Origin of the sequence: Virgibacillus sp. W0181 (genome assembly GCF_051846915.1) — a bacterium.
Classification (GTDB): domain Bacteria; phylum Bacillota; class Bacilli; order Bacillales; family Amphibacillaceae; genus JBPYCR01.
On the sequence record NZ_JBPYCR010000017.1, the window covers coordinates 44149 to 64252 of the forward strand.

Consider the following 20104-nt stretch of genomic DNA (forward strand, 5'->3'; position numbering starts at 1 on the left):
CTTTATTTTTTATTCAGGACGTTCTATTGTAAATAACCTGCCTATTTCAGCGTAATCATTACCGGCCAGTCTGCTTACAGCTCTTAGTTTCAGCGGGTCTATATATCCATCGCGGTAAATTTCTCCATCTATATGATAGTGTTTTACTCTCAGTAATAAAACATCTGCTGTCGGGATATTGTCATCATTTGAAATGACGATTGAATCATATAATTCTGTTTCAAATCTTACTTTGGTTTCTTTTAATCCCGGAACGTTGACAGCTTTTGATTCCACTGAAGTAAAACTTGATATATCGAGCTCACTTTCATCAGGTCCCAAAGGTGCTGAAGTTGTATTCGCCGCCTCTACGTTATCTGTATCAACAACTTGGACAACCGCCTCTTTATTCTTAACTATATTTCTAGCAGTATCTTTTCGCTCTCCCCCTGCACGCTGCACTGCGATGGACAGCATGGGTGGGTTGTAAGTGACGATGTTGAAGTAACTGAACGGTGCGACATTGACAACACCTGAGTCAGACATTGTTGAGACTAATGCAATCGGCCTTGGAATGACTGATCCAATCAAAAATTTTTTCTTCTCTTTTGCCGTCAGTTCTTGCGGTGAAAAATTTAACATTTTTTTCATAAACTATACGTCCAATTTTGGCAGCAAAGTTTCATATTCCTGCCTTTTATGTTCATATTGTTTCGGTAATTTCAGTGCTGTCCCTAGTGATTCCCTATCTTCATCTACGTCAAACCCCGGACCATCTGTAGCAAATTCGAATACAACATTTCCTTTTTCTCCAATATAGATGGAGTTGAAGTAATTTCTGTCTTTTACTACGGTGACACCGAACCCTTCTTTTTTAAGTTTCGACTGCCATTCTTTCAACACTTCCATATCCGGCACAGACCAAGCGATATGGTGAACCGTTCCGATACCGAATCTACCAGCAGGCTGCGGCGGAATAGAAGTAATGATGTGATGCTTTTCTTCACCTACTGTTTCATAGTGATGATTTTGATCATCACGATCCAGTTCATTTAACCCCATAAGGCCCGTAAGCAGTTCTTTCGTCCCTTCAGGATTTCCGGACAATAATACCGATCCATGAAACCCAAGAATGTCATTATTATCTGCAGCAGCTTCGCCCTCGACTATGGCAAGCTCAAGTCCATGAACATCATCGAACTCAAGGGTGTTTTTACCAAAAAGTTGTGTTACTTCTACTTGAATGTTTTGGGCATTTAGATGCTTCTCCCAATCGTTCAAGCTATCTTTTGGCACTCTAAAAGCAATTCTTCCGACCTGGCCGCTACCCTTCTTACCGTAGTTATTGTTCGTCCACGGAAAGAAAGTAATGACTGTTCCTGGGGACTCGTTGTGATCCCCGAAGTACAGGTGATAGACACCTGGATCATCAAAATTTACTGTTTGCTTAATTAGACGAAGTCCTAATACATCCCTGTAAAATTTTAAATTTTCATTCGGATCTCCTACAATAGCAGTTATGTGGTGGATTCTATTAATTGCTTCCATGCCATCTTCTCCTTTTTAAATGATTAAGAACGCGTTGTATCGAATGGACGGATCTGCGCCTCTATTTTTTCACGTTTCGGCTCGAGAAATGGAGGAAGTGCAAGACTTTCTCCCAACGTTTCGTATGGTTCATCGCCCATGAAACCTGGCCCATCTGTTGATAGCTCGATCAGAATATGTCCGACACGTGTATAAAGTGCTTCAAAGTAGAAGCGGTCTACAATACCAGAATGTTGTATTCCCATTTTGTCGTACTTCGCTTCCCACTGTTTAATCGTGTCGTGATCTTTCACTCTAAACGATACATGGTGAACCTGTCCGTATCCTTGACGGCTTGGTGTTGTGTCATCATTTCTCAAAATGACCTGTCCCCCGTTGCCGCCTTTTCCTACATCAAATAGCATTACATTCTCTTCTTCAAGAATCGGTTTCATGTCATAAACTTTAGTGAGCATTTTTTTGAAATCCTCGAAATAGCTTACGGTAATTTCAACTGGTCCCAAACCGTATATTGCTTTATCTTCAGGTACCGGTCCATTTTTCCAAGGTATCCCTGGAGCAACACCTTTATTATTTTCATCAGAGAACAATTGATACCTCTGGCCATCAGATTCCTCAAAAGGCAAAACTTTTTTGCCAAATAGCTCTTGAATACCTTCGTTTTTCACATCGAACTCTTTAAAACGTTCCAAGTAATATTCTAGCGCTGCATCGTCAGGCACTCTTAACCCTGTTCTGGAAATCGAATTCGTTCCTGGTTTTCCTTTTATAATGTTCGGGAAGTCAAAGAATGTCATATCTGTACCTGGTGAACCGACATCATCTGCGAAAAATGTATGATAGGTATGAATATCATCCTGATTCACTGTTTTCTTAACCAATCTCATTCCGAGTACTTCTGTGAAAAACGTATAGTTTCTCATTGCATTATCTGTCATTGCCGTAACGTGGTGAATTCCCAATAGTTGGTTTGTCATTTTAATAAACTCCTTTGTATTAGCTTTATAATTACCTCTAATTCGAGATATTTGTTTATTTTAAAGCTCATGCACTTTAGATGCACAAGCATATTATCTTAATAAACTTTCGGCGTGTATACCGATGCGTTTAAGAAGGTTGATTGCATCTTCAACTTCGTCATCATCCCACTCATCAAAAATGGTGTTGATCAATGCCTCTTGTTCTTCAACGCGTGTATCCATATATTGTTTACCCGCTGCAGTGATGCAGGCAAACATTTTACGTCGATCTTCTTCACATGGCTTTCTGTATAAAAAACCTTTATCCTCAAGCTTATCTATCACATAAGTAATACTGCCCCCACCCATGAGTACTCTTTTTCCGATCGATTGAATCGGTTGGTCACCCCTATGGTACAGAAGCTCCATCACAGCGTACTCATTCAAATTGATTTCTTTTTTCAGGAAATCCTGCTTAATCAGTTTCTGGACAGATTGTGACGATTTGATAAAAACGGTGAATGCTTTAATACGTGGATCTTGTTCTTCCATGTCCCTGCACACCCTTTATATTGATTAAAATTAATTATATTAAATTTAATGTAATTACATTGTATAACGGAAATCAGGATAATGCAACCCTAAAAACTGATTTATATTAAATTTAATATACTTAAGTCAAAATTGACTATAAAGAAGCGAGAAGTGAAGTATAAAGGGTGCGATTATTAGTAATGTCTATCTCGGTGTATTTGGAGCTCTTCCGCGTTAACTAAAACATTATCTTCCCTAATCCCCATTAAAATGGAACAATTCATATCTGTTTGTTTGCTGACATAAAATCTATCCCAGAAACGAGATAAGGAATCGCTAATTTAATAAATTCTTCTGGTGGTATCTTCACACTACTTCTATTCCATTCTACAGAAACTCCGTAAATTCCCCAGCTTAATATAACAGCAGTAATTTTTAGAGCTTCATCCTCTTCAGAATTATTTTGTTTTAAGAGCATTGTATAAAAAATGACTTCAAGCTGTTCTCTAATAATCCGAGCAATGGTATCCTCGTATCCTCTATGACAACGATTGGATAATGACTTTTGGAAGTTCGTTATCGCGATAAATGTTCTAACTATTGCTTCTTCATTTAATTCATTATTTTGATAGTTAGTACAATCCAAATTAACTAATAATACTTCTGATAATACCTTTTCCAATAAATCATATATATCTTCAAAATGATAATAAAATGTGGCTCGATTAATCATAGCCTCAGTTGCAATATCCTTAACGGTTATATCCTTAAATTCTTTTTTACTTGAAAGTTCCATAAACGAATCCATAATTAATTTACGGGTACGTCGGATTCGAAGGTCCATCTTTGGTTCATTCATGTTAATAGCTCACCTGCTTTTTAAACATTATGTTCAATATGTTGTATAACCAACAAAACGAACAAACTATTGGTGTTGATAATTTTCATTATGTTATACAATTCAATTGCAAGCAAATAATTAACTTACCGAAATGAGGCACAATAAAATGACCTATAAAAATATGAGATGTGATGTAGAAGCAGGTGTATGTGGTGTAGCTGGAGACGAAGAAATGGAAATTATCGATTTCAATCGACCTAAAAAGTCCATAAACATTTATTATGTAACGGATCCTATTTGTTCGCATTGTTGGGCAATTGAACCTGTACTTCGTCGGTTTATAGAGCAGTATGGTCATTATTTTAACTTTCATACAGTAATGGGCGGATTGCTGGAAAAATGGCATGACGGACCAATAGATCCTGCGAATGGAATTTATAAGCCAGCTGACGTTGCTGGTCACTGGAGAGAAGTTGGAGAACATTCTAGAATGCCTATTGATGGCTCATTAATGATTGATAATCCTGTTCAATCTTCTTACCCGCCTTCTCGTGTGTTTAAAGTAATTCAAAACAATCATAACGAGAGCCTAGCATCTGATTATTTACGCCGTGCAAGAGAAGCACTTTTCGTATTTAATCAAAACATTTCGGATAAGTCTGTTTTAATTGAAATTGTAAATAAACTAGATCTCGATGGGGAATCTATTGTAAATGAAGCAGAACAACCAATCGGACAACAATTACTAAATGAAGATTTTAGTCTGGCTGGAAACCTAGGTGCCAGAGGGTTTCCTAGCATTATCATGATTAATGAGGAAAATAAAGGGGTAAAAATTGTTGGTGGTCGTCCATTTGAATCCTACGTTGACGGATTGAAACAAGTTTTAAATCTAGAAGCATTGCAACCAAGACAACAAATTTCCCTTTCTAACCTACTTGAAAAAGAAAAACTGCTATTTTCAAAAGAAATTGAAGAGATGTATGAAGTTGAACAATCAGATGTACTCTCTTTCATTGAAAAAAATCTTTCATCAGATCATTATGAAACAAAGGAATTTCTAGGGGAGTCTTACTTCACAATTACTAAATAAGAGGAGGAGAATGACCATGGTATACGTATTACAAGTGGATTTTAAAATGAATGGACCGTTTGGAGATGAAATGGCGGAAGCGTTTACTGATTTAGCAAAAAGTATCAATGATGAAGATGGATTTATTTGGAAGGTTTGGACAGAGAATCCCGAAACGAATGAAGCCGGTGGAATTTACAGTTTCGAAACAAAAGAAACAGCCGAAAAGTATTTAGACATGCATTCTAAAAGATTAGGCGGATTTGGAATTACAGACATCAACGCCAAAATCTTTGCAGTAAACACTAAACTTACGGAAATTAATAAAGGGCCTATAAAGTAACAAAAACATACTCGTCAGATGCATATTTAGACATTAAAATCCTTTAATGAAAATTGTATTCAAGTAAAGTAATCAATATAAAATCGACTTCCTTTTGGACAGTCGATTTTATGATATGCTGTGAATTTGGAGGGGATTTTTAAGTTTGTGTTGTTCTTCTTTAAAAATTAATCTTCATATTCCCATACCGACTGTAACGTTTATTGGAATATATAGATGGATCACTCCTTAATTTAGTAACCATGGTAAATGTTATTTTTATTTTCCTGTTTCACAATCAACTCACGAGGAAAATTAGCAAGTGCTTCGCAACCGTTTTTCGTCACTACAAACGTTTCACTACATTCTGCGCCATTATTTTTCTCCCATAATCCAGAAATTAAATGAAACGTCATATTTGGTTGTAAAACAGTTTCATCTCCTAGACGAATACTTGCGGTTTCCTCTCCCCAATTGGGTGGATAACTTAACCCAACCGAATAGCCAAGACGGTCATCTTTTTCAAAACCGTGTTTTTTCACTTCATCAACCCAAACCTGTGCCACTTCACCACACGTCTTACCTGGTTGAACAAAGTCAAGTGCTTGATTAAGCCCCTCTCGTGCAGCAGTTTCTAGACGTTGTTCCTCAGCAGTTGGTTGACCAAGCTTGATTGACCTTGCAAGAGGTGAATGATAGCGCTTATGAACTCCCGCAAGCTCAAGGGTAATAAACTCATTTCCTTGAAAAACTTCACCGCCCCATGTTAAATGTGGACTCGAAGTTTTTACTCCAGAAAGTAATAATGGAACAATAGCTGGATAATCACCATCTATGCCTTCTCCACCTTTTATTTGCGCGTGATAAATATCTGCAGCAACCTGATTTTCAGCCACACCTTTCTGTATGGAATTTACAGCTGTTTGCATGGCATACTCAGCATTTCTAGCGGCATTTTTCATATATTGTAGTTCCTGGTTCGATTTAATCATCCGTACATTGCTAACCATTGTTGTGGCATCGTAAAATTCTACATCAGGCAATTCATTTTTTAATGTTACATAATCCTTTGCTGAAAAATAATGTTGGTCCATTTCAACACCGACTCGACATCGATGTTTGTTCATCTTTTTAAACAAGTTCGCTACTATCTCCATTGGATGTTTATCTCTCGCATGGAGATAATCATCTGTATAATAATGGATGTTATCATTATCAATCCATGTTGTTAGCTTAGCACCGTTCGCATCATGCTTTCTCCCAATCCAATGTGGTTCATTTTGCTCCTTAATAACGATGAGCCCTTGTGGAACATAAAAGGAATACGCATCATAACCAGATAAATAATTCATACTAGATGGATTTGAAACGAAAAGAGCATCTATACCTTCATCTTCCATCTTCGTTTTCACCTTTTTCAGTCTCTGTTTGTACTCCTTTAGGCTGAATCGTTTCTGCATTACTACTTGCTCCTCTCTTTCCTTTCGTCTTCATTTAACGTCTCATTAAAACGAGCTATACCCGACTTAACAAGTGGATTAAACATGAGGAGTTCAATATGTTTTAAAATCATTCACATGTACAGAACAGTGATTATACGTCTCAAAAAGTAATTAAAGGAATGTAAAACATCATCAAAAACTCGCGCATTTCTATCTTTATCTAGTGCCGATTTTTTAAATCACTTGTAATATGATCGAAAAGTTCCTTAATTGATTAGTCGACAAATGAGAACGAAAGTGGGACTTATTGAAAAGCAGAACATACGTACATAACTATCATGTAGTGTGACTAAAATCAAATTAAGGATAGCTAAAAGTTTTAATTTAATTATATCAATGAAAACAATTAAAAGAATAGGGCTTATCCCGGCTTCCTTAAACATACAACCAATAAAAATAGGTCAATCAGGAAGTGTAAAATGCACTCTATAGAGTAAACACTTTAAATAACTGATTGACCATATAATTATGAACTGGAAAAATTGTGACAATAGAAGCGTAAATGAATTAATCTAAGCTGCCAAACGACAAGCTTGCTCGCTTCAACTATAATTTATGAGCTATGTTCTATCTACTTGTGGGTGAACTAATAAACATATTAATAATATTCACCGTAACTATCTTCTTTTGGCTTACATACCCCTTAGTGGATATGTTTTTTGTAAGTTGCAAAAGCTAAAGTCTCATTTAACCATTCTTTCTGAATCGTCTATAATAATAGATTGATAGACCTGCAATTAATAGAAGTAAACCAACGAACAAGTATGAGAACATATTAGATGCTGTCATAGGTAACGATTCCCCTTGCTCGTTATTTTCTTGACTTTCTACATCTACATTATTATCATTTATTGAAACTTGATTACCATTTGAGTTATCATGATCGGCAGTTGGCTCTTGTCCATCTACTCCATTATTCCCCTCATTTGCATCAGAACTTGCATCTTCCGGTACTTCTATTTCTAATAATGTAAATGTACTAAATTTATCGATAGCAAATTTAAATCCAACAGGAGTGTCCTTATCATACGTGATTGTACCTTCTTGAATATCAATCGTTCCATCACTATGCTCAATATAAACACGAATGTTATCTAAATCCATGCCCTCATGATAGAACTCTGTGATTGGTAAGATTACTTCTGTACGATAACCAGAATAATTTGTTTCAATTTCTTTTGGTGTTCCTAGCATTTTTGCAATCGCATCTTTATGAATAGAATTCAAGAGTGATTGTAAGGAAGAGTCTGCTGAGATACCTTTTTTAATATCCTCTTTAGTTTGCTCATTACGTACTGGAACCACTCGGAAATATAAATCTAATATGCTTTTGTTCAAGCGGTTTATTTCCTCTTTACTTAATAAAATCGTCGCTTGATCTGTTTTGACTTCTAAATCACCTTTGATTTTCTGTAAGGCTGCAGAGTTAATTTCAATTGCTAATTCATCTGCGGGATCACTCAGATCATCAGATAAATATACAGAAAAACGGTTATTCAAATTTGATGTGATCATTTGCTCGTTAACAATAATTTTATCTATCTTATTAATAAGAAGATTATTGTTGTCATACAAATTGATACGCTCAATTAAGTTCAATGTTGTATTTTTCTTACCATACTTAATTCCAGCTTTACGTTTTATTGATTCACTTGCTTTGTTCTTAACGAGGTTACTTTTTACGATTAAAAGAAATGTTTTCTTGATCGAATAATCTCCTTTAGAAACCGTTGCTGTTAAGATAACTGATTTGCCTTTTTTCTGTCTGTAAGTAGTAGCACTATGACCATCAATTGAAATTACATCTGGATTACTAGACGTCCATTCAATCGTTGTATCATGTTTACCTTCCGTTAACATAAAGAACGGCAATGTAATACTTTCCCATGTATCTTCCTTACTAAATGTAAAGGCTGTTTCGAGCGTTAAAAAGTTAGCTGCTTCTTCTAACTGCTCTTTAATTTCTTCTTCTGTTAAATTTTTATACACTGCTTCAACTATCACAGCTTCTGAAGGCATTTTAAAGGTTGCTTCCGCTGACGTGGTTTGCTTTAAGTCAACTACTCCTTTGGTTACTTTCCATGATTTGAATCGCTGGCCTTCAGAAGCCTCTTCTGCAGTAATAGTGACTGTCGTTCCTGGAGTATATTCTCCATCCCCTATGCCATTCTTCACTGTTACTTCATAAGGAATTACTTCGTATGTTGCTTTTAGTTCTACTGGGTTAGCTGGCATTGTGAACGTAGTAGATGACTCTTTAGCATTTGCTAATGTCACATCTCCACTTGTTACTTCCCAGGATTTAAACCGCTGGCCCTCAGGAGCTTCTTCTGCCGTGATAGTGACTGTCGTTCCTGGAGTGTACGCTCCATCCCCTATGCCATTCTCCACTGTTACTTCATAAGGAATCACTTCGTATGTTGCTTTTAGTTCTACTGGGTTAGCAGGCATTGTGAACGTAGTAGATGACTCTTTAGCATTTGTTAATGTCACATCTCCACTTGTTACTTCCCATGCTTTAAACCGCTGGCCTTCAGGAGCTTCTTCTGCCGTAATACTTACTTTAGCACTTGGGGTGTATTCCCCACCTCCTGTGCCATTCTCCACTGTTACCTCATAAGGAATAACTTCATACGTCGCTTTTACCTCTACTGGACCAGATGGCATGGTGAACGTAGTAATTGACTCTTTTTCATTTGTTAACGTCAAATCACCACTTAGTACTTCCCATGCTTTAAAACGTTGGCCTTCGAAAGCCTTTCCTGCTGTAATTGTTACTGTGTCTCCCTCTGCATACGCACCTGTCCCAGTTCCATTTTCCACCGTCATTGCATAAATAGATTCATATACTACTTTTACTTCTACTGGACCAGATGGCATGATGAAAGTAGTAGTGGACGCTTTAATATCTGCTAGTGTCACATCCCCATTTGTTACTTCCCAGGATTTAAATCGCTGGCCTTCAGAAGCCTCTTCTGCAGTAATAGTGACTGTCGTTCCTAGAGTATATTCTCCATCCCCTATGCCATTCTTCACTGTTACTTCATAAGGAATTACTTCGTATGTTGCTTTTAGTTCTACTGGGTTAGCTGGCATTGTGAACGTAGTAGATGACTCTTTAGCATTTGCTAATGTCACATCTCCACTTGTTACTTCCCAGGATTTAAACCGCTGGTCCTCAGGAGCTTCTTCTGCCGTAATACTTACTTTAGTACCTGAAGTGTACTCTCCGTCCCCACTTCCATGAATTACTTGAGCAGAATATTTAGCTTTTTTCATAGTTTTCTTATCTGACATGTTTACATCATTTGGTGAAATGGTAAACGTAATTTCTCGTTCTGCTGCACTAGTAGAAATAGTTGAAAATGTAACAGACCTTAAAGCTGCTTGATATTCCTCAACAGTTGCCTCTCCATTAAGTGTTAATACACCATTTTCATCATTATACGATCCAGATATACCACCCTGATTCGTAAATGAAAGCATATCACCAATCTTGAAATTGTCAATAACAACACTTGCCTGGTCCAACGTTGGAATAGAGTAAATATCAATAGTGATATTCTCATCAATTATTTCAGGGTTGCCAGTTTCAAAAGTTGTTGACCCTTCAGAAGTGGAAATACCTTTATCTTCCATTAAAACTTCAATCGGAGCCCGGTCACTTTGCACACCATTTTCAACGATTGAATAGTAATATTTTTTTCCATTTGTATTCATACTTGGTTCAATGACCAATTCAGTTCCAGAGGAGATTGGCTTCACGTCTTCTTTGTTCTCGTAGAAAATATATGTTTTTCCTGCTTCAGGAGTTACCGTAACTTCTTGATCCTCTTGCTTTGTTATAGTCATTGCTGCAGGGGCATCAGGCTTTGGTGCTTGCACATAGTTATCATTTTCTTTAATTCCAGCTGACGTATACTCACTATCAAATAAAACACCTAGAATCTCGTGTTTGGAATAGGACCAACCTGTTGCTGATGAGAATCCAACAAAAACATCCCTCGTCTCACCAAAAATTTCTTTGAAATCAATTTCATGCGAGACATGAGGAGTTTCTGGTTTTGTAGCATTCCCACTATTATCCTCGGCAAAATATACCTTCATTTGACCATCACTATAATCAACCCAAACCGAATATAGATTATTATCGTGGTCAATGGTTTGTATGTTTTTCGAGGCTAAATGTTCCTTATAATTACCATTTTTCATAATCGCAATATGGCTTTCGGAAGGATCATCTTCATTTTCGTATGTATCTATTTCCACTACAACACTTGGTCCAATACCACTGTAGCCCATTGCACCACCTGGAGGACCAGCCGTATTACTTTTACTTTGAATAACAAAAGCAATCCCGTCGGCGCCATAGGTGTCAGACTCTGATATTTTAAATGTATACTTCGCATTAAAAGACAAATCTTCTCTTAAATGAATACTATTTTTCATATAGGCAAATCCCGTTTTATTCTTTCCTTTTGGTGTTAATACAATGCGGTCCCCTTCTAGGTCAGCATCCATACCAATATTCCAATAGTCTGGAGAAAAACCATCATTAAATCCTAAACCTCCATTCTCCGGTTCACCCTGAGCACCCTGTGCAATCGTAATTGGTTTAGATGTCCCTTCTGCCGATGCACTCATCGGCATTACCGGCAGCATCGGAATTAATAACATAACAATGACCCATATGGTTATCCCCTTATTCAATCTTCTAACATCTCGCTTCTTCATAAAACTCCTCCATCATTTTTTTATATAAACTCCATATTATATATAGGTAAGACTAAGCCTTATGTATCAGTTCCAGGTAGGATTCTACTTCTAATAATCGTATCCAAACATTCCCTTTAGTGATTTTTCTACATTTTCCTACAAAATTATATAGTACGACACTAAACATAGACTTAACATTAGAAAAAGCAGGGCTATATATCTAGTGAAATATACCCTGCTATTCTCAAAAAATATGTTAGAAAAAATGCTTCAATTTTTTTCTTTCCAATTTTTATACCATTGATTAATGGTCTTATTTAATGGTGCTTGCATTTCTTCTTGATAGAATTGTTTTAGTCTTTGATATAGTCGCTCAATATCCTGACTACGTTTTTTTAAAGCGTATAATTGAAATAGTTCTAACACAATCCCGTCGTCGTGAAAAAGAAGATCAGAAACTTTTTCATAATACATAATTGCTTCATCAAATTGCTGAGCTTTAGACAAACAACGTGAAATGTCGATTAATCGATTTCTATATAGATTTTGTAAATAAGTCTGCTCGTTATTTGCCCAAGTGTAGTCCAGGTTTTCCATGTAACGCCCTCTTACAAATGAAAGAGCTGAAATACAATCTCTAACATTTTCTTGTGTAACAGTTGGGTAATTTTTCAAATGCTCATACCACTGATCTACATCCGTTTTAATCATTTGACCTAACACCAATTGATACGAATCATTTTGAAACTTGATAGATATGTCCAGTTCATGTGCACGAATTAACTGACGCAAGCGATAAATCGTCATATGTAAATGGGTAGTAGCTTTTTTATCCGTAGAACCTGGCCAGATGATATCAATTATCTCAAACTTTGAAATCGCTCTTTCACGAAAATGCAATAATAGTAAAAATAATTCCTTTACTCTACCAGATCGCCACTTTAAATCAATTTCCTTGTTATTCACTTGAATAATTACGTTCCCCATCACATTTATCGTAGTGATTTCTAAAGATTTTTCGAAGCCTCTTTTTTCCTTTATCCTGCTTTCAATTCTATCTAATGTTTGTACTATTCTCTCTAACCGCACAGGCTTCAATAAATAATCAAGCGCATATTGTTCAAACGCCTCTACAGCATAATCCTTATAAGCAGTAATAAATACAATTTCAATTTGCGGTTGCACCATCTTCAATTTATCCGCAAAGGCTAAACCATTCATTTCAGGCATTTCAATATCAACAAAAGCAACATCAACCAGCTCTTTCTGTGCCCATGTTAATGCATCTGACGGTGAAACAAAAGTAGATATATTTTCTTTTTTTACTCGCTTACTCTTTTCAAAAATGTGCTTCATATGCTCTAGAGCCATTCTTTCATCATCTAGTAAGAGAAATTTCATTATCAACGCCCCCGCGATCAGGTATATTTAATGAAATCGTTGTACCTTTCCCTTGTACACTTTCAATTGATAAACCATAGCCAAATAACCGCTTCATTCTTTTTTGAATATTATGTAATCCAATCCCGTCACCATTCGAACGATTACTATGTAAAATATTTTGTAATTTTTCTTCTGAAATTCCTATGCCATCATCCGAAACAGAAATGTTATGACCTTCAGCTGTCTTTTCAATAGTAATAGTAACCGTGCCACCTTCTTTTTTCATATTAATCCCGTGACGCACTGCGTTCTCTACTATTGGTTGGATTATAAATGGTGGAACAACAAAATCTACACCATCCTCAATTGAGGCGATTACCTTTAGCCTATCTTCAAATCTAGCCTTTTCAATCTTAAGATAAGCATAAATAAAATCTAATTCCTCATGTACGCTAATCCACTGTTCTTTATTGTAAAAATCAAACTTCGCACGCAAATAATCACTTAATGATAATACTAACTCGTAAGCTTTGTCTCTATTGGTTAAAACCAGTGATGCAATCACGTTCAATGCATTAAATAAAAAATGCGGTTTAATTTGTGCCTGCAGAAAAGCTAGCTCTTTCTCATCGACCTGACTAGATTTCTCTGAAACTATGTTAAGTGTTTCTAAAAGTTCATAAGATAACTCTGCACTTTTTTTATAATAAAGTGTGTATCGATGGATTAATAGGGATGCGATGGCAATACTAAAAACTGCCATACAAAAAAATGCAACATCCATATTTGACGTTAACCCAAAACTATAAATAGTAACATCAAACCAAAACTGAAATACACAAAACATTGCAATAACTAAGGTTATATGCTCCACCGAGCTATTAACAGCGTGCTTTTTGTTAAGGTATAACCAAAAGATTCTAAGCCACATGGAAAAAAATGCACACACACCAAAAATCATATAAAACGTTAATGTCCCTAAATATATTTCCAATGGGAGCGATAGGGCAAACAAGATTAAAAATCCAAAAATGATTGCAATTATATTTCTCACTTGATTCGGTAAAAATTTAGCATTTATTTTATTCACAACCATTAAAACAAAAATACCCGACAATGCATTCACAATGTGTCCAAAGCGAAAAGTCGAACTCAACGTTATTTCAGGAATGATAATTGTAATGATTCGCTCACTATAGATACTCCCCATGATACCAAAGCATAAACACGCAAACGCCAAAGCAAAGGTTGCTGGCTCCTTTATCCGATAATATTTACTCGTTATAAATAAGATCGTATAAAACACTCCTACCATAAACACAATAAAAATCATCGCAAATTCAAATATAATACTCTGTTGCTGACCTTTAATCATTTCTCGTTGTGAACCAAATAAAATTGGTTTGGATATACCTCCAACAATATACTCATGATTGGATGCTTGTATAATAATTTCTGCAGTCGATTCATTCATTTCAAAGTATACCATTTCAGAATTATTACCCGGAATACTTTTTTCCAAAGTCCTCGTAACCTGACCATCCTCTAGCACCAGTTCACCATTAACAAATATTTTACTTGCATTGCGAATATTTGACTTTTTCATTCCAAAAAATTGATTCTCAGGAATATCATTTATCACCATCCGATACGTTGCAAATCCTTTATTTGCATATCGGTTCCCATCAAGGTCACGAATCCAGCTTCCTGGCACATTAATATATGGAACAGTTGTATCCAATCCTTCTAAATCCTCAGATGTAAGAAGTTTTCCCCAATAAAATTCCCACTCACCATTTAATTTTATGACACCGTTATTAGCAAAGTCAGTTTCAGATATATTTACTTCTCCATCCTTAACAAGGCCCTCATTATTAAGCGCATCCCAGTAATAAATGCCTAATCCAACAATAACGACAAATGATACCCATAGAAATACCTGCTTAGTACATTTCAAATCGCCGCCCCTTTCTTTTACTAACTTTTTTCCATAAATGATTAGCACCGTATTAAAAAAATCTAAACTCAAAATAAAGGGAGTAATGTTAGTTTGATAACTGGTCACAGTAGTTGGTATTTTTATAAAAATATTTTTAAAGGTGTCCGAATTGAAAAAAGGTTATGATAGAAATTTTAAACTAATTTCCGTCAAAATGGTAGCAGAAATTGTAGGAATTTGTCGTGGTTGCAAGGAATTGTATTAAAAGAATGCATATGTAGGTCAAGAAGTATAAAGAAGATCAAGGCGATAGAGTTAAGATCTGTGGGAACCTTGTTTTGTTCAGAAGATCCTGAGACGACTTTGAAAGTATACTCATGTTAACGAAAAAATGAAAGTTAAATATATTGATGATTTATTAAATGATGTATCGAGATTTACTTGAAAAGCTAATAATAAATGTTATCTTTTTATTACCTTTACAGCAAAAAACGAGGTCTGCCCTCTGGCAAACCCCGTCATATCAATCTTTATTTAATTTATTAAGGAACTTGAACTAAAACCGCAACGTCGTGTTGCAACGTTCAAGTGATCAACATCCTGTTGACCCTACATCATTCCTGGCATGCCGCCCATGCCGCCCATGTCTGGCATTCCGCCACCGCCTGCTTCTTCTTCAGGCATGTCTGCTACTACTGCTTCGGTAGTCAAGAACATGGATGCGACGGATGCTGCATGTTGTAATGCAGAACGAGTAACTTTTGTTGGATCAACGATACCTGCGTCAATCATGTTCACCCAGTCACCTTTTGCTGCGTCAAAACCAACGCCAATAGCTTCGCCTTTTAGACGCTCAACAACGATGGAACCTTCGAGACCAGCATTTTCAGCGATTTGACGAACTGGCTCTTCAAGCGCACGTAATACGATGCTTGCACCTGTTGCTTCGTCGTCTTCTAAGGCTAGCTCAGCAACTTTTTTATACACGTTAACAAGTGCTGTTCCGCCACCTGATACGATTCCTTCTTCTACAGCTGCACGTGTGGAGTTAAGTGCGTCTTCCATACGTAGCTTGCGCTCTTTTAATTCTGTTTCTGTTGCAGCTCCAACTTTAACTACTGCAACTCCTCCAGCTAGTTTAGCCAAGCGCTCCTGTAGTTTTTCTTTATCGAATTCAGAAGTAGTTTCTTCTGCTTGTGCACGGATTTGTGTCACGCGGGAAGAAATTGCTTCCGGATTGCCGGCGCCTTCTACGATTGTTGTGTTCTCCTTAGAAACAACAACTTTTGAAGCACGTCCAAGCTGAGAAATATCTGTACTCTTTAGGTCAAGTCCTAAATCTTCTGTTATTACTTCTCCACCAGTAAGAACGGCGATATCTTCAAGCATTGCTTTACGACGATCCCCGAATCCAGGTGCTTTTACAGCAACTGCATTAAATGTCCCACGAATTTTGTTAACAACTAACGTAGCTAACGCTTCGCCTTCTACATCTTCAGCAATGATAAGAAGTGGTTTACTTTCTTGTACTACTTTCTCCAATACAGGTAGAACTTCTTGGATATTGGAAATCTTTTTATCCGTAATCAAAATATATGGATCTTCCAACACTGCTTCCATTTTATCTTGGTCAGTAACCATGTATGGAGAAGCATATCCACGGTCAAATTGCATACCTTCTACAACTTCAAGTTCTGTTGCAAAACCTTTGGATTCTTCAATTGTAATTACACCGTCGTTACCAACGCGCTCCATCGCTTCAGCAATAAGCTGTCCAACTTCATCGTCACCGGATGAAATCGCTGCAACTTGTGAAATCGACTCTTTATCTTCAATCATTTTAGAAATGGATTTCAATTCTGTCACTGCTGCTTCAACCGCTTTTTCAATTCCCCGGCGAATGCCAACAGGATTTGCACCGGATGTAACGTTTTTCAGCCCTTCACGAATCATAGCTTGTGCTAATACAGTAGCTGTTGTTGTACCGTCACCAGCTACATCATTTGTTTTAGAAGCAACTTCGGATACGAGCTGAGCACCCATATTTTCAAAACGATCTTCTAGTTCAATTTCTTTTGCAATGGTTACACCGTCATTTGTAATTAATGGTGAACCAAATTTTTTATCCAAAACAACATTTCGACCTTTTGGTCCCAATGTTACTTTAACTGCGTTCGCTAACGTATCGACACCTTTCATTAAGGAACGTCGTGCATCTTCACTAAACTTGATTTCTTTAGCCATATAAAATAACCTCCTTAAAATATTTCATAAGTATATCTGCTTTCTAATACAGTATTAATTTCTTAGCCTACAACAGCTAAAATATCACTTTCACGAAGAATTAAGTATTCAGCACCTTCGTATTTCACTTCAGTACCGGCAAATTTAGAGAAAATAATACGGTCACCCTCTGCAACTTCTAATGCTATTTTTTCACCATTTACAATAGCACCTGAACCTACAGCTACTACCTTACCTTCTTGTGGTTTTTCTTGTGCAGAGTCCGGTAGAACAATACCGCTTGATGTTTTTTCCTCTTGCTCAACAAGCTCGATCACAACACGATCTCCTAATGGTTTAATCATGTGACAGCCTCCTTAATTCGTTAATGGAATTTTCGTTATTAGCACTCGGTCACGTTGAGTGCTAACACCAATTATTATAATAAATAATATTCATGAAAAATGCAAGCATTATCTTCTATTTTTATTTTAATTTATTCAAACCGTTCTAATATGTATGATTCGGTAAATATGCTACTATCATAATAGTGTTTTGTTTTTGGCAATTTCCGTATCACTTTCTTGTGTTTAAAGCATGAAGCCATGCTTTCTGCAGAAATAGTGATACACGAATTATATCAATGCTAAAGGAGTCGTGTCATTTTGCCAAGACGATATGGATACGTTATTTTAACATATATTGTAATGCAATTTTCCGCTTATTTGTTTACACCTTTGCTTTTCTTACTCTTGCCGATCAGTAAATTCGAAGCAGCCATTTATTGGAGTTTATTCAGCTTTATTGCCGGGCTTGTTGTTGTCCTTTTGTTAATGAAACCGGACATGAAAGACATGCCAGATCGAGCCGCCGCAGATGGTCCGTCCATTATTGTATGGAGTATTGTTGGTGTATTTATGGCTTATGCAGCTCAATTTTTAGCCGTATTTATTGAAACGGAATTATTGGGAATTACTCCTGGATCAGAAAATACTGCAATGATTATGGAAATTACCCGAATGGCTCCTGTCTTTATTATTATCCCTGCGATTATTGCACCAATTCTGGAAGAGATTATCTTTCGAAAAGTCATTTTCGGTACGTTATATAAAAAAACAAATTTCTTTATTGCTGCAGTCATTTCTGCATTTGTGTTCGGTATTATTCACGGAGAACCGATTCATATATTAATTTACGCTTCCATGGGCTTTGTTTTCGCTTTTCTTTATGTTAAAACAAAACGGATTATCGTTCCGATTATCGTCCATATGTGCTTAAATACAATTTCAGTTAGTTTGCAGCTTCTATTTGACCCTGAAGATCTTGAACGAATGATTCAAGAACAGCAGGAAGTCTTAATGATGATATTGGGGGTTGGAATAATTTGATTATGGCAATCGTTTACTTTATGATGGGCATTTTATTTACATTCATCGCCATTCAAAGTGCCGGAGATTCCGGCTGGAGTATGATGACGATTTTACTTGCATTAATAGCCGCGCTAGATTTTGGTGTTGGTATCCGGTTTGTAAAAACACGCTTTTCCTCAAATCGGAACAAACGATAATGAGATTTCTTATACCGTAGTAGGTGCAAAATTCGGCATAGCATAAGTGAATGCCGAATTTCTTTATGTAATGATAACATCCCAACATTATGCTTTCAGTGGATAGTGTTTTAAAAAATAGACCAATGCTTGTAGTTCAACAGATAAATCAATATGATGGACGCGTACATGATCAGGAACAGAAATTCTCGCTGGAGTGAAATTTAAAATCCCTTCAATACCTTGAGATACAAGTGTTTCTGTTAGTTCCTCCGCTGCTGCAGATGGTACAGTTAAAATCGCCACTCGAACATCTCCTAATTTTTCCTTCAATTGATCGATATGATAAATCGGTATACCGGCAATTTCCGTTCCGATTTTATTACTATTCGTATCAAATCCTTTAACTATTTTCGTATTATTATTGCGTAAAAAATTATAGTGCAAAAATGCAGTTCCCAAATTCCCAACACCGATTAAAGCGACTTCTGTCAGTTCGTCCTGATCAAGTGTTTTCCGAAAAAACCCAAGCAAATATTCTACGTTGTATCCGTACCCTTTCTTCCCCAATGCTCCAAAATATGAAAAATCTCTGCGAATCGTTGCGGAATCGACTTTTACAGCTTCACTTAATTCTTTTGATGAAACACGTGTTTTTCCTTGGTGATTTAAGTTGTTTAAAAAACGGTAATATAACGGCAGTCTTTTTGCTGTGGCTTGTGGTATTTTATTGGTTGCCATCGTTATCTTCCCCCCGATAATAATCCCCTGATTTTCCACCTTTTTTCTCTAGTAGATATGTATTACCAATGACCATGCCTTTATCTATCGCTTTACACATATCATAGATAGTCAGAGCAGTTGCAGATGCTGCTGTTAGCGCTTCCATTTCAACACCCGTACTTCCTTTTGTTTTCACAAAAGCTTCAATTTCCAACTCAAAGTTATTCTCATCTATCTGCCAACCAAATGTAATATCGACTCCCTTCAATTGTAAAGGATGGCACATCGGTATCCAGTCGGGTGTTTTTTTTGCGGCCATTATTCCGGCTACTTGTGCAACCGCTAGTACATCGCCCTTTTCAATCGTCCGAGCCGTTATTTTATCGTGAATTTCTTTTGTCACGAAGATGCTTGTTTTTGCTGTGGCTGTTCGTTCGGTTTCATTCTTGTTGCTTATATCAACCATTCTCGCTCGCCCCTGCCCATTAAAGTGAGTGAATTTCGTCATACAGTTCATCTCCCATTTTCTAGTCTATTTCCATTTTAACAGATAATAGAAAATAAAACTTATAGTGCGTGTTCAAAAAGGAGGATAAAAAGTGCAAAGGTATTCATGACGGCACAGTTTTGAGTACCGGACTTGTACAGGAGGTATTGACTTCTACGTTGCCCACACGACGTGGGCGGTTTTAGTAGAAGTACCTTAACCACATGAGGAACGGAAAAGCAAGCCAACGAGCTTCCACAGGATGTGGTGATTTCGACGTTCAACACAGGATGTGTCGGTACTTAGTCAAAGTTCCCTTGGTTAAAGCGA

Annotated in this window: 17 protein-coding genes; 4 read left to right on the top strand and 13 right to left on the bottom strand. The window is 36.7% G+C overall.

Annotated features, from left to right (window positions below):
- Positions 1–9: 9 nt before the first annotated feature.
- The 5 genes from ACLIBG_RS09245 to ACLIBG_RS09265 all read right to left on the bottom strand — a co-directional run bounded on the left by ACLIBG_RS09245 (position 10) and on the right by ACLIBG_RS09265 (position 3879).
- Positions 10–621, bottom strand: a complete 612-nt coding sequence (locus tag ACLIBG_RS09245; RefSeq protein WP_439312503.1) for a flavin reductase family protein — start codon at positions 619–621, stop codon at positions 10–12.
- A gap of 12 nt (positions 622–633) precedes the next feature.
- Positions 634–1527 carry a VOC family protein gene (locus tag ACLIBG_RS09250; RefSeq protein WP_439312476.1) on the bottom strand — a complete coding sequence of 298 codons (894 nt, stop codon included), beginning with the start codon at positions 1525–1527 and terminating at the stop codon, positions 634–636.
- Positions 1528–1550: 23 nt separating this feature from the next.
- Positions 1551–2504 carry a ring-cleaving dioxygenase MhqE gene (gene mhqE, locus ACLIBG_RS09255; RefSeq protein ID WP_439312477.1) on the bottom strand — a complete coding sequence of 318 codons (954 nt, stop codon included), beginning with the start codon at positions 2502–2504 and terminating at the stop codon, positions 1551–1553.
- Between the two features lie 93 nt (positions 2505–2597).
- The gene (locus tag ACLIBG_RS09260) at positions 2598–3038 is read right to left on the bottom strand and encodes a MarR family winged helix-turn-helix transcriptional regulator (protein ID WP_439312478.1); all 441 of its coding nucleotides are present in this window, start codon (positions 3036–3038) and stop codon (positions 2598–2600) included.
- 262 nt (positions 3039–3300) lie between these two features.
- Positions 3301–3879: a TetR/AcrR family transcriptional regulator gene (locus tag ACLIBG_RS09265; RefSeq protein WP_439312479.1), complete on the bottom strand. Its 579-nt coding sequence runs from the start codon at positions 3877–3879 to the stop codon at positions 3301–3303.
- Positions 3880–4027: 148 nt separating this feature from the next.
- Between ACLIBG_RS09265 and ACLIBG_RS09270 the strand changes: the two genes are divergently transcribed.
- Both ACLIBG_RS09270 and ACLIBG_RS09275 read left to right on the top strand, forming a co-directional pair.
- Positions 4028–4954: a DsbA family protein gene (locus ACLIBG_RS09270; RefSeq protein ID WP_439312480.1), complete on the top strand. Its 927-nt coding sequence runs from the start codon at positions 4028–4030 to the stop codon at positions 4952–4954.
- 16 nt (positions 4955–4970) lie between these two features.
- The gene (locus ACLIBG_RS09275) at positions 4971–5276 is read left to right on the top strand and encodes a monooxygenase (protein ID WP_439312481.1); all 306 of its coding nucleotides are present in this window, start codon (positions 4971–4973) and stop codon (positions 5274–5276) included.
- Between the two features lie 233 nt (positions 5277–5509).
- Here ACLIBG_RS09275 and ACLIBG_RS09280 read toward each other — a convergent pair whose 3' ends face one another.
- From ACLIBG_RS09280 to groES, 6 genes are all read right to left on the bottom strand, one after another.
- Complete coding sequence (locus ACLIBG_RS09280) at positions 5510–6715, bottom strand: M24 family metallopeptidase (protein ID WP_439312482.1); 1206 nt, start codon at positions 6713–6715, stop codon at positions 5510–5512.
- A 729-nt stretch (positions 6716–7444) separates the two neighbouring features.
- Entirely contained in the window at positions 7445–11491 is a 4047-nt protein-coding gene (locus ACLIBG_RS09285) for an InlB B-repeat-containing protein (RefSeq protein WP_439312483.1), read from the bottom strand.
- 252 nt (positions 11492–11743) lie between these two features.
- The gene (locus ACLIBG_RS09290; protein ID WP_439312484.1) at positions 11744–12874 is read right to left on the bottom strand and encodes a response regulator; all 1131 of its coding nucleotides are present in this window, start codon (positions 12872–12874) and stop codon (positions 11744–11746) included.
- Positions 12852–14813, bottom strand: coding sequence for a sensor histidine kinase (locus tag ACLIBG_RS09295; protein WP_439312485.1), 1962 nt, complete (start codon positions 14811–14813; stop codon positions 12852–12854). The genes ACLIBG_RS09290 and ACLIBG_RS09295 overlap by 23 nt, the downstream gene beginning before the upstream one ends.
- A 591-nt stretch (positions 14814–15404) precedes the next feature.
- Positions 15405–17039 carry a chaperonin GroEL gene (groL, locus tag ACLIBG_RS09300; protein ID WP_439312486.1) on the bottom strand — a complete coding sequence of 545 codons (1635 nt, stop codon included), beginning with the start codon at positions 17037–17039 and terminating at the stop codon, positions 15405–15407.
- Positions 17040–17101: 62 nt separating this feature from the next.
- Positions 17102–17383 carry a co-chaperone GroES gene (gene groES, locus ACLIBG_RS09305; protein ID WP_439312487.1) on the bottom strand — a complete coding sequence of 94 codons (282 nt, stop codon included), beginning with the start codon at positions 17381–17383 and terminating at the stop codon, positions 17102–17104.
- A 300-nt stretch (positions 17384–17683) separates the two neighbouring features.
- Between groES and ACLIBG_RS09310 the strand changes: the two genes are divergently transcribed.
- Both ACLIBG_RS09310 and ACLIBG_RS09315 read left to right on the top strand, forming a co-directional pair.
- The gene (locus tag ACLIBG_RS09310; RefSeq protein WP_439312488.1) at positions 17684–18406 is read left to right on the top strand and encodes a lysostaphin resistance A-like protein; all 723 of its coding nucleotides are present in this window, start codon (positions 17684–17686) and stop codon (positions 18404–18406) included.
- A gap of 2 nt (positions 18407–18408) precedes the next feature.
- The gene (locus tag ACLIBG_RS09315) at positions 18409–18585 is read left to right on the top strand and encodes a YdiK family protein (RefSeq protein ID WP_439312504.1); all 177 of its coding nucleotides are present in this window, start codon (positions 18409–18411) and stop codon (positions 18583–18585) included.
- Between the two features lie 87 nt (positions 18586–18672).
- Here the strand turns inward: ACLIBG_RS09315 and ACLIBG_RS09320 are convergent, their stop codons facing one another.
- On the bottom strand, positions 18673–19305 hold the full coding sequence (locus tag ACLIBG_RS09320; RefSeq protein ID WP_439312489.1) for a redox-sensing transcriptional repressor Rex: 633 nt from the start codon (positions 19303–19305) through the stop codon (positions 18673–18675).
- Positions 19292–19795 carry a cyclic pyranopterin monophosphate synthase MoaC gene (gene moaC / locus ACLIBG_RS09325; RefSeq protein ID WP_439312490.1) on the bottom strand — a complete coding sequence of 168 codons (504 nt, stop codon included), beginning with the start codon at positions 19793–19795 and terminating at the stop codon, positions 19292–19294. The genes ACLIBG_RS09320 and moaC overlap by 14 nt, the downstream gene beginning before the upstream one ends.
- Positions 19796–20104 lie beyond the last annotated feature (309 nt).

Bases quoted from the DNA above. Each gene is read 5' to 3' on its own strand.
- ACLIBG_RS09245 (WP_439312503.1), bottom strand. From the start codon at position 621: ATGTTAAATTTTTCACCGCAAGAACTGACGGCAAAAGAGAAGAAAAAA.
- ACLIBG_RS09250 (WP_439312476.1), bottom strand. From the start codon at position 1,527: ATGGAAGCAATTAATAGAATCCACCACATAACTGCTATTGTAGGAGAT.
- mhqE (WP_439312477.1), bottom strand. From the start codon at position 2,504: ATGACAAACCAACTATTGGGAATTCACCACGTTACGGCAATGACAGAT.
- ACLIBG_RS09260 (WP_439312478.1), bottom strand. From the start codon at position 3,038: ATGGAAGAACAAGATCCACGTATTAAAGCATTCACCGTTTTTATCAAA.
- ACLIBG_RS09265 (WP_439312479.1), bottom strand. From the start codon at position 3,879: ATGAATGAACCAAAGATGGACCTTCGAATCCGACGTACCCGTAAATTA.
- ACLIBG_RS09270 (WP_439312480.1), top strand. From the start codon at position 4,028: ATGACCTATAAAAATATGAGATGTGATGTAGAAGCAGGTGTATGTGGT.
- ACLIBG_RS09275 (WP_439312481.1), top strand. From the start codon at position 4,971: ATGGTATACGTATTACAAGTGGATTTTAAAATGAATGGACCGTTTGGA.
- ACLIBG_RS09280 (WP_439312482.1), bottom strand. From the start codon at position 6,715: ATGCAGAAACGATTCAGCCTAAAGGAGTACAAACAGAGACTGAAAAAG.
- ACLIBG_RS09285 (WP_439312483.1), bottom strand. From the start codon at position 11,491: ATGAAGAAGCGAGATGTTAGAAGATTGAATAAGGGGATAACCATATGG.
- ACLIBG_RS09290 (WP_439312484.1), bottom strand. From the start codon at position 12,874: ATGAAATTTCTCTTACTAGATGATGAAAGAATGGCTCTAGAGCATATG.
- groL (WP_439312486.1), bottom strand. From the start codon at position 17,039: ATGGCTAAAGAAATCAAGTTTAGTGAAGATGCACGACGTTCCTTAATG.
- groES (WP_439312487.1), bottom strand. From the start codon at position 17,383: ATGATTAAACCATTAGGAGATCGTGTTGTGATCGAGCTTGTTGAGCAA.
- ACLIBG_RS09315 (WP_439312504.1), top strand. From the start codon at position 18,409: ATGGCAATCGTTTACTTTATGATGGGCATTTTATTTACATTCATCGCC.
- ACLIBG_RS09320 (WP_439312489.1), bottom strand. From the start codon at position 19,305: ATGGCAACCAATAAAATACCACAAGCCACAGCAAAAAGACTGCCGTTA.
- moaC (WP_439312490.1), bottom strand. From the start codon at position 19,795: ATGACGAAATTCACTCACTTTAATGGGCAGGGGCGAGCGAGAATGGTT.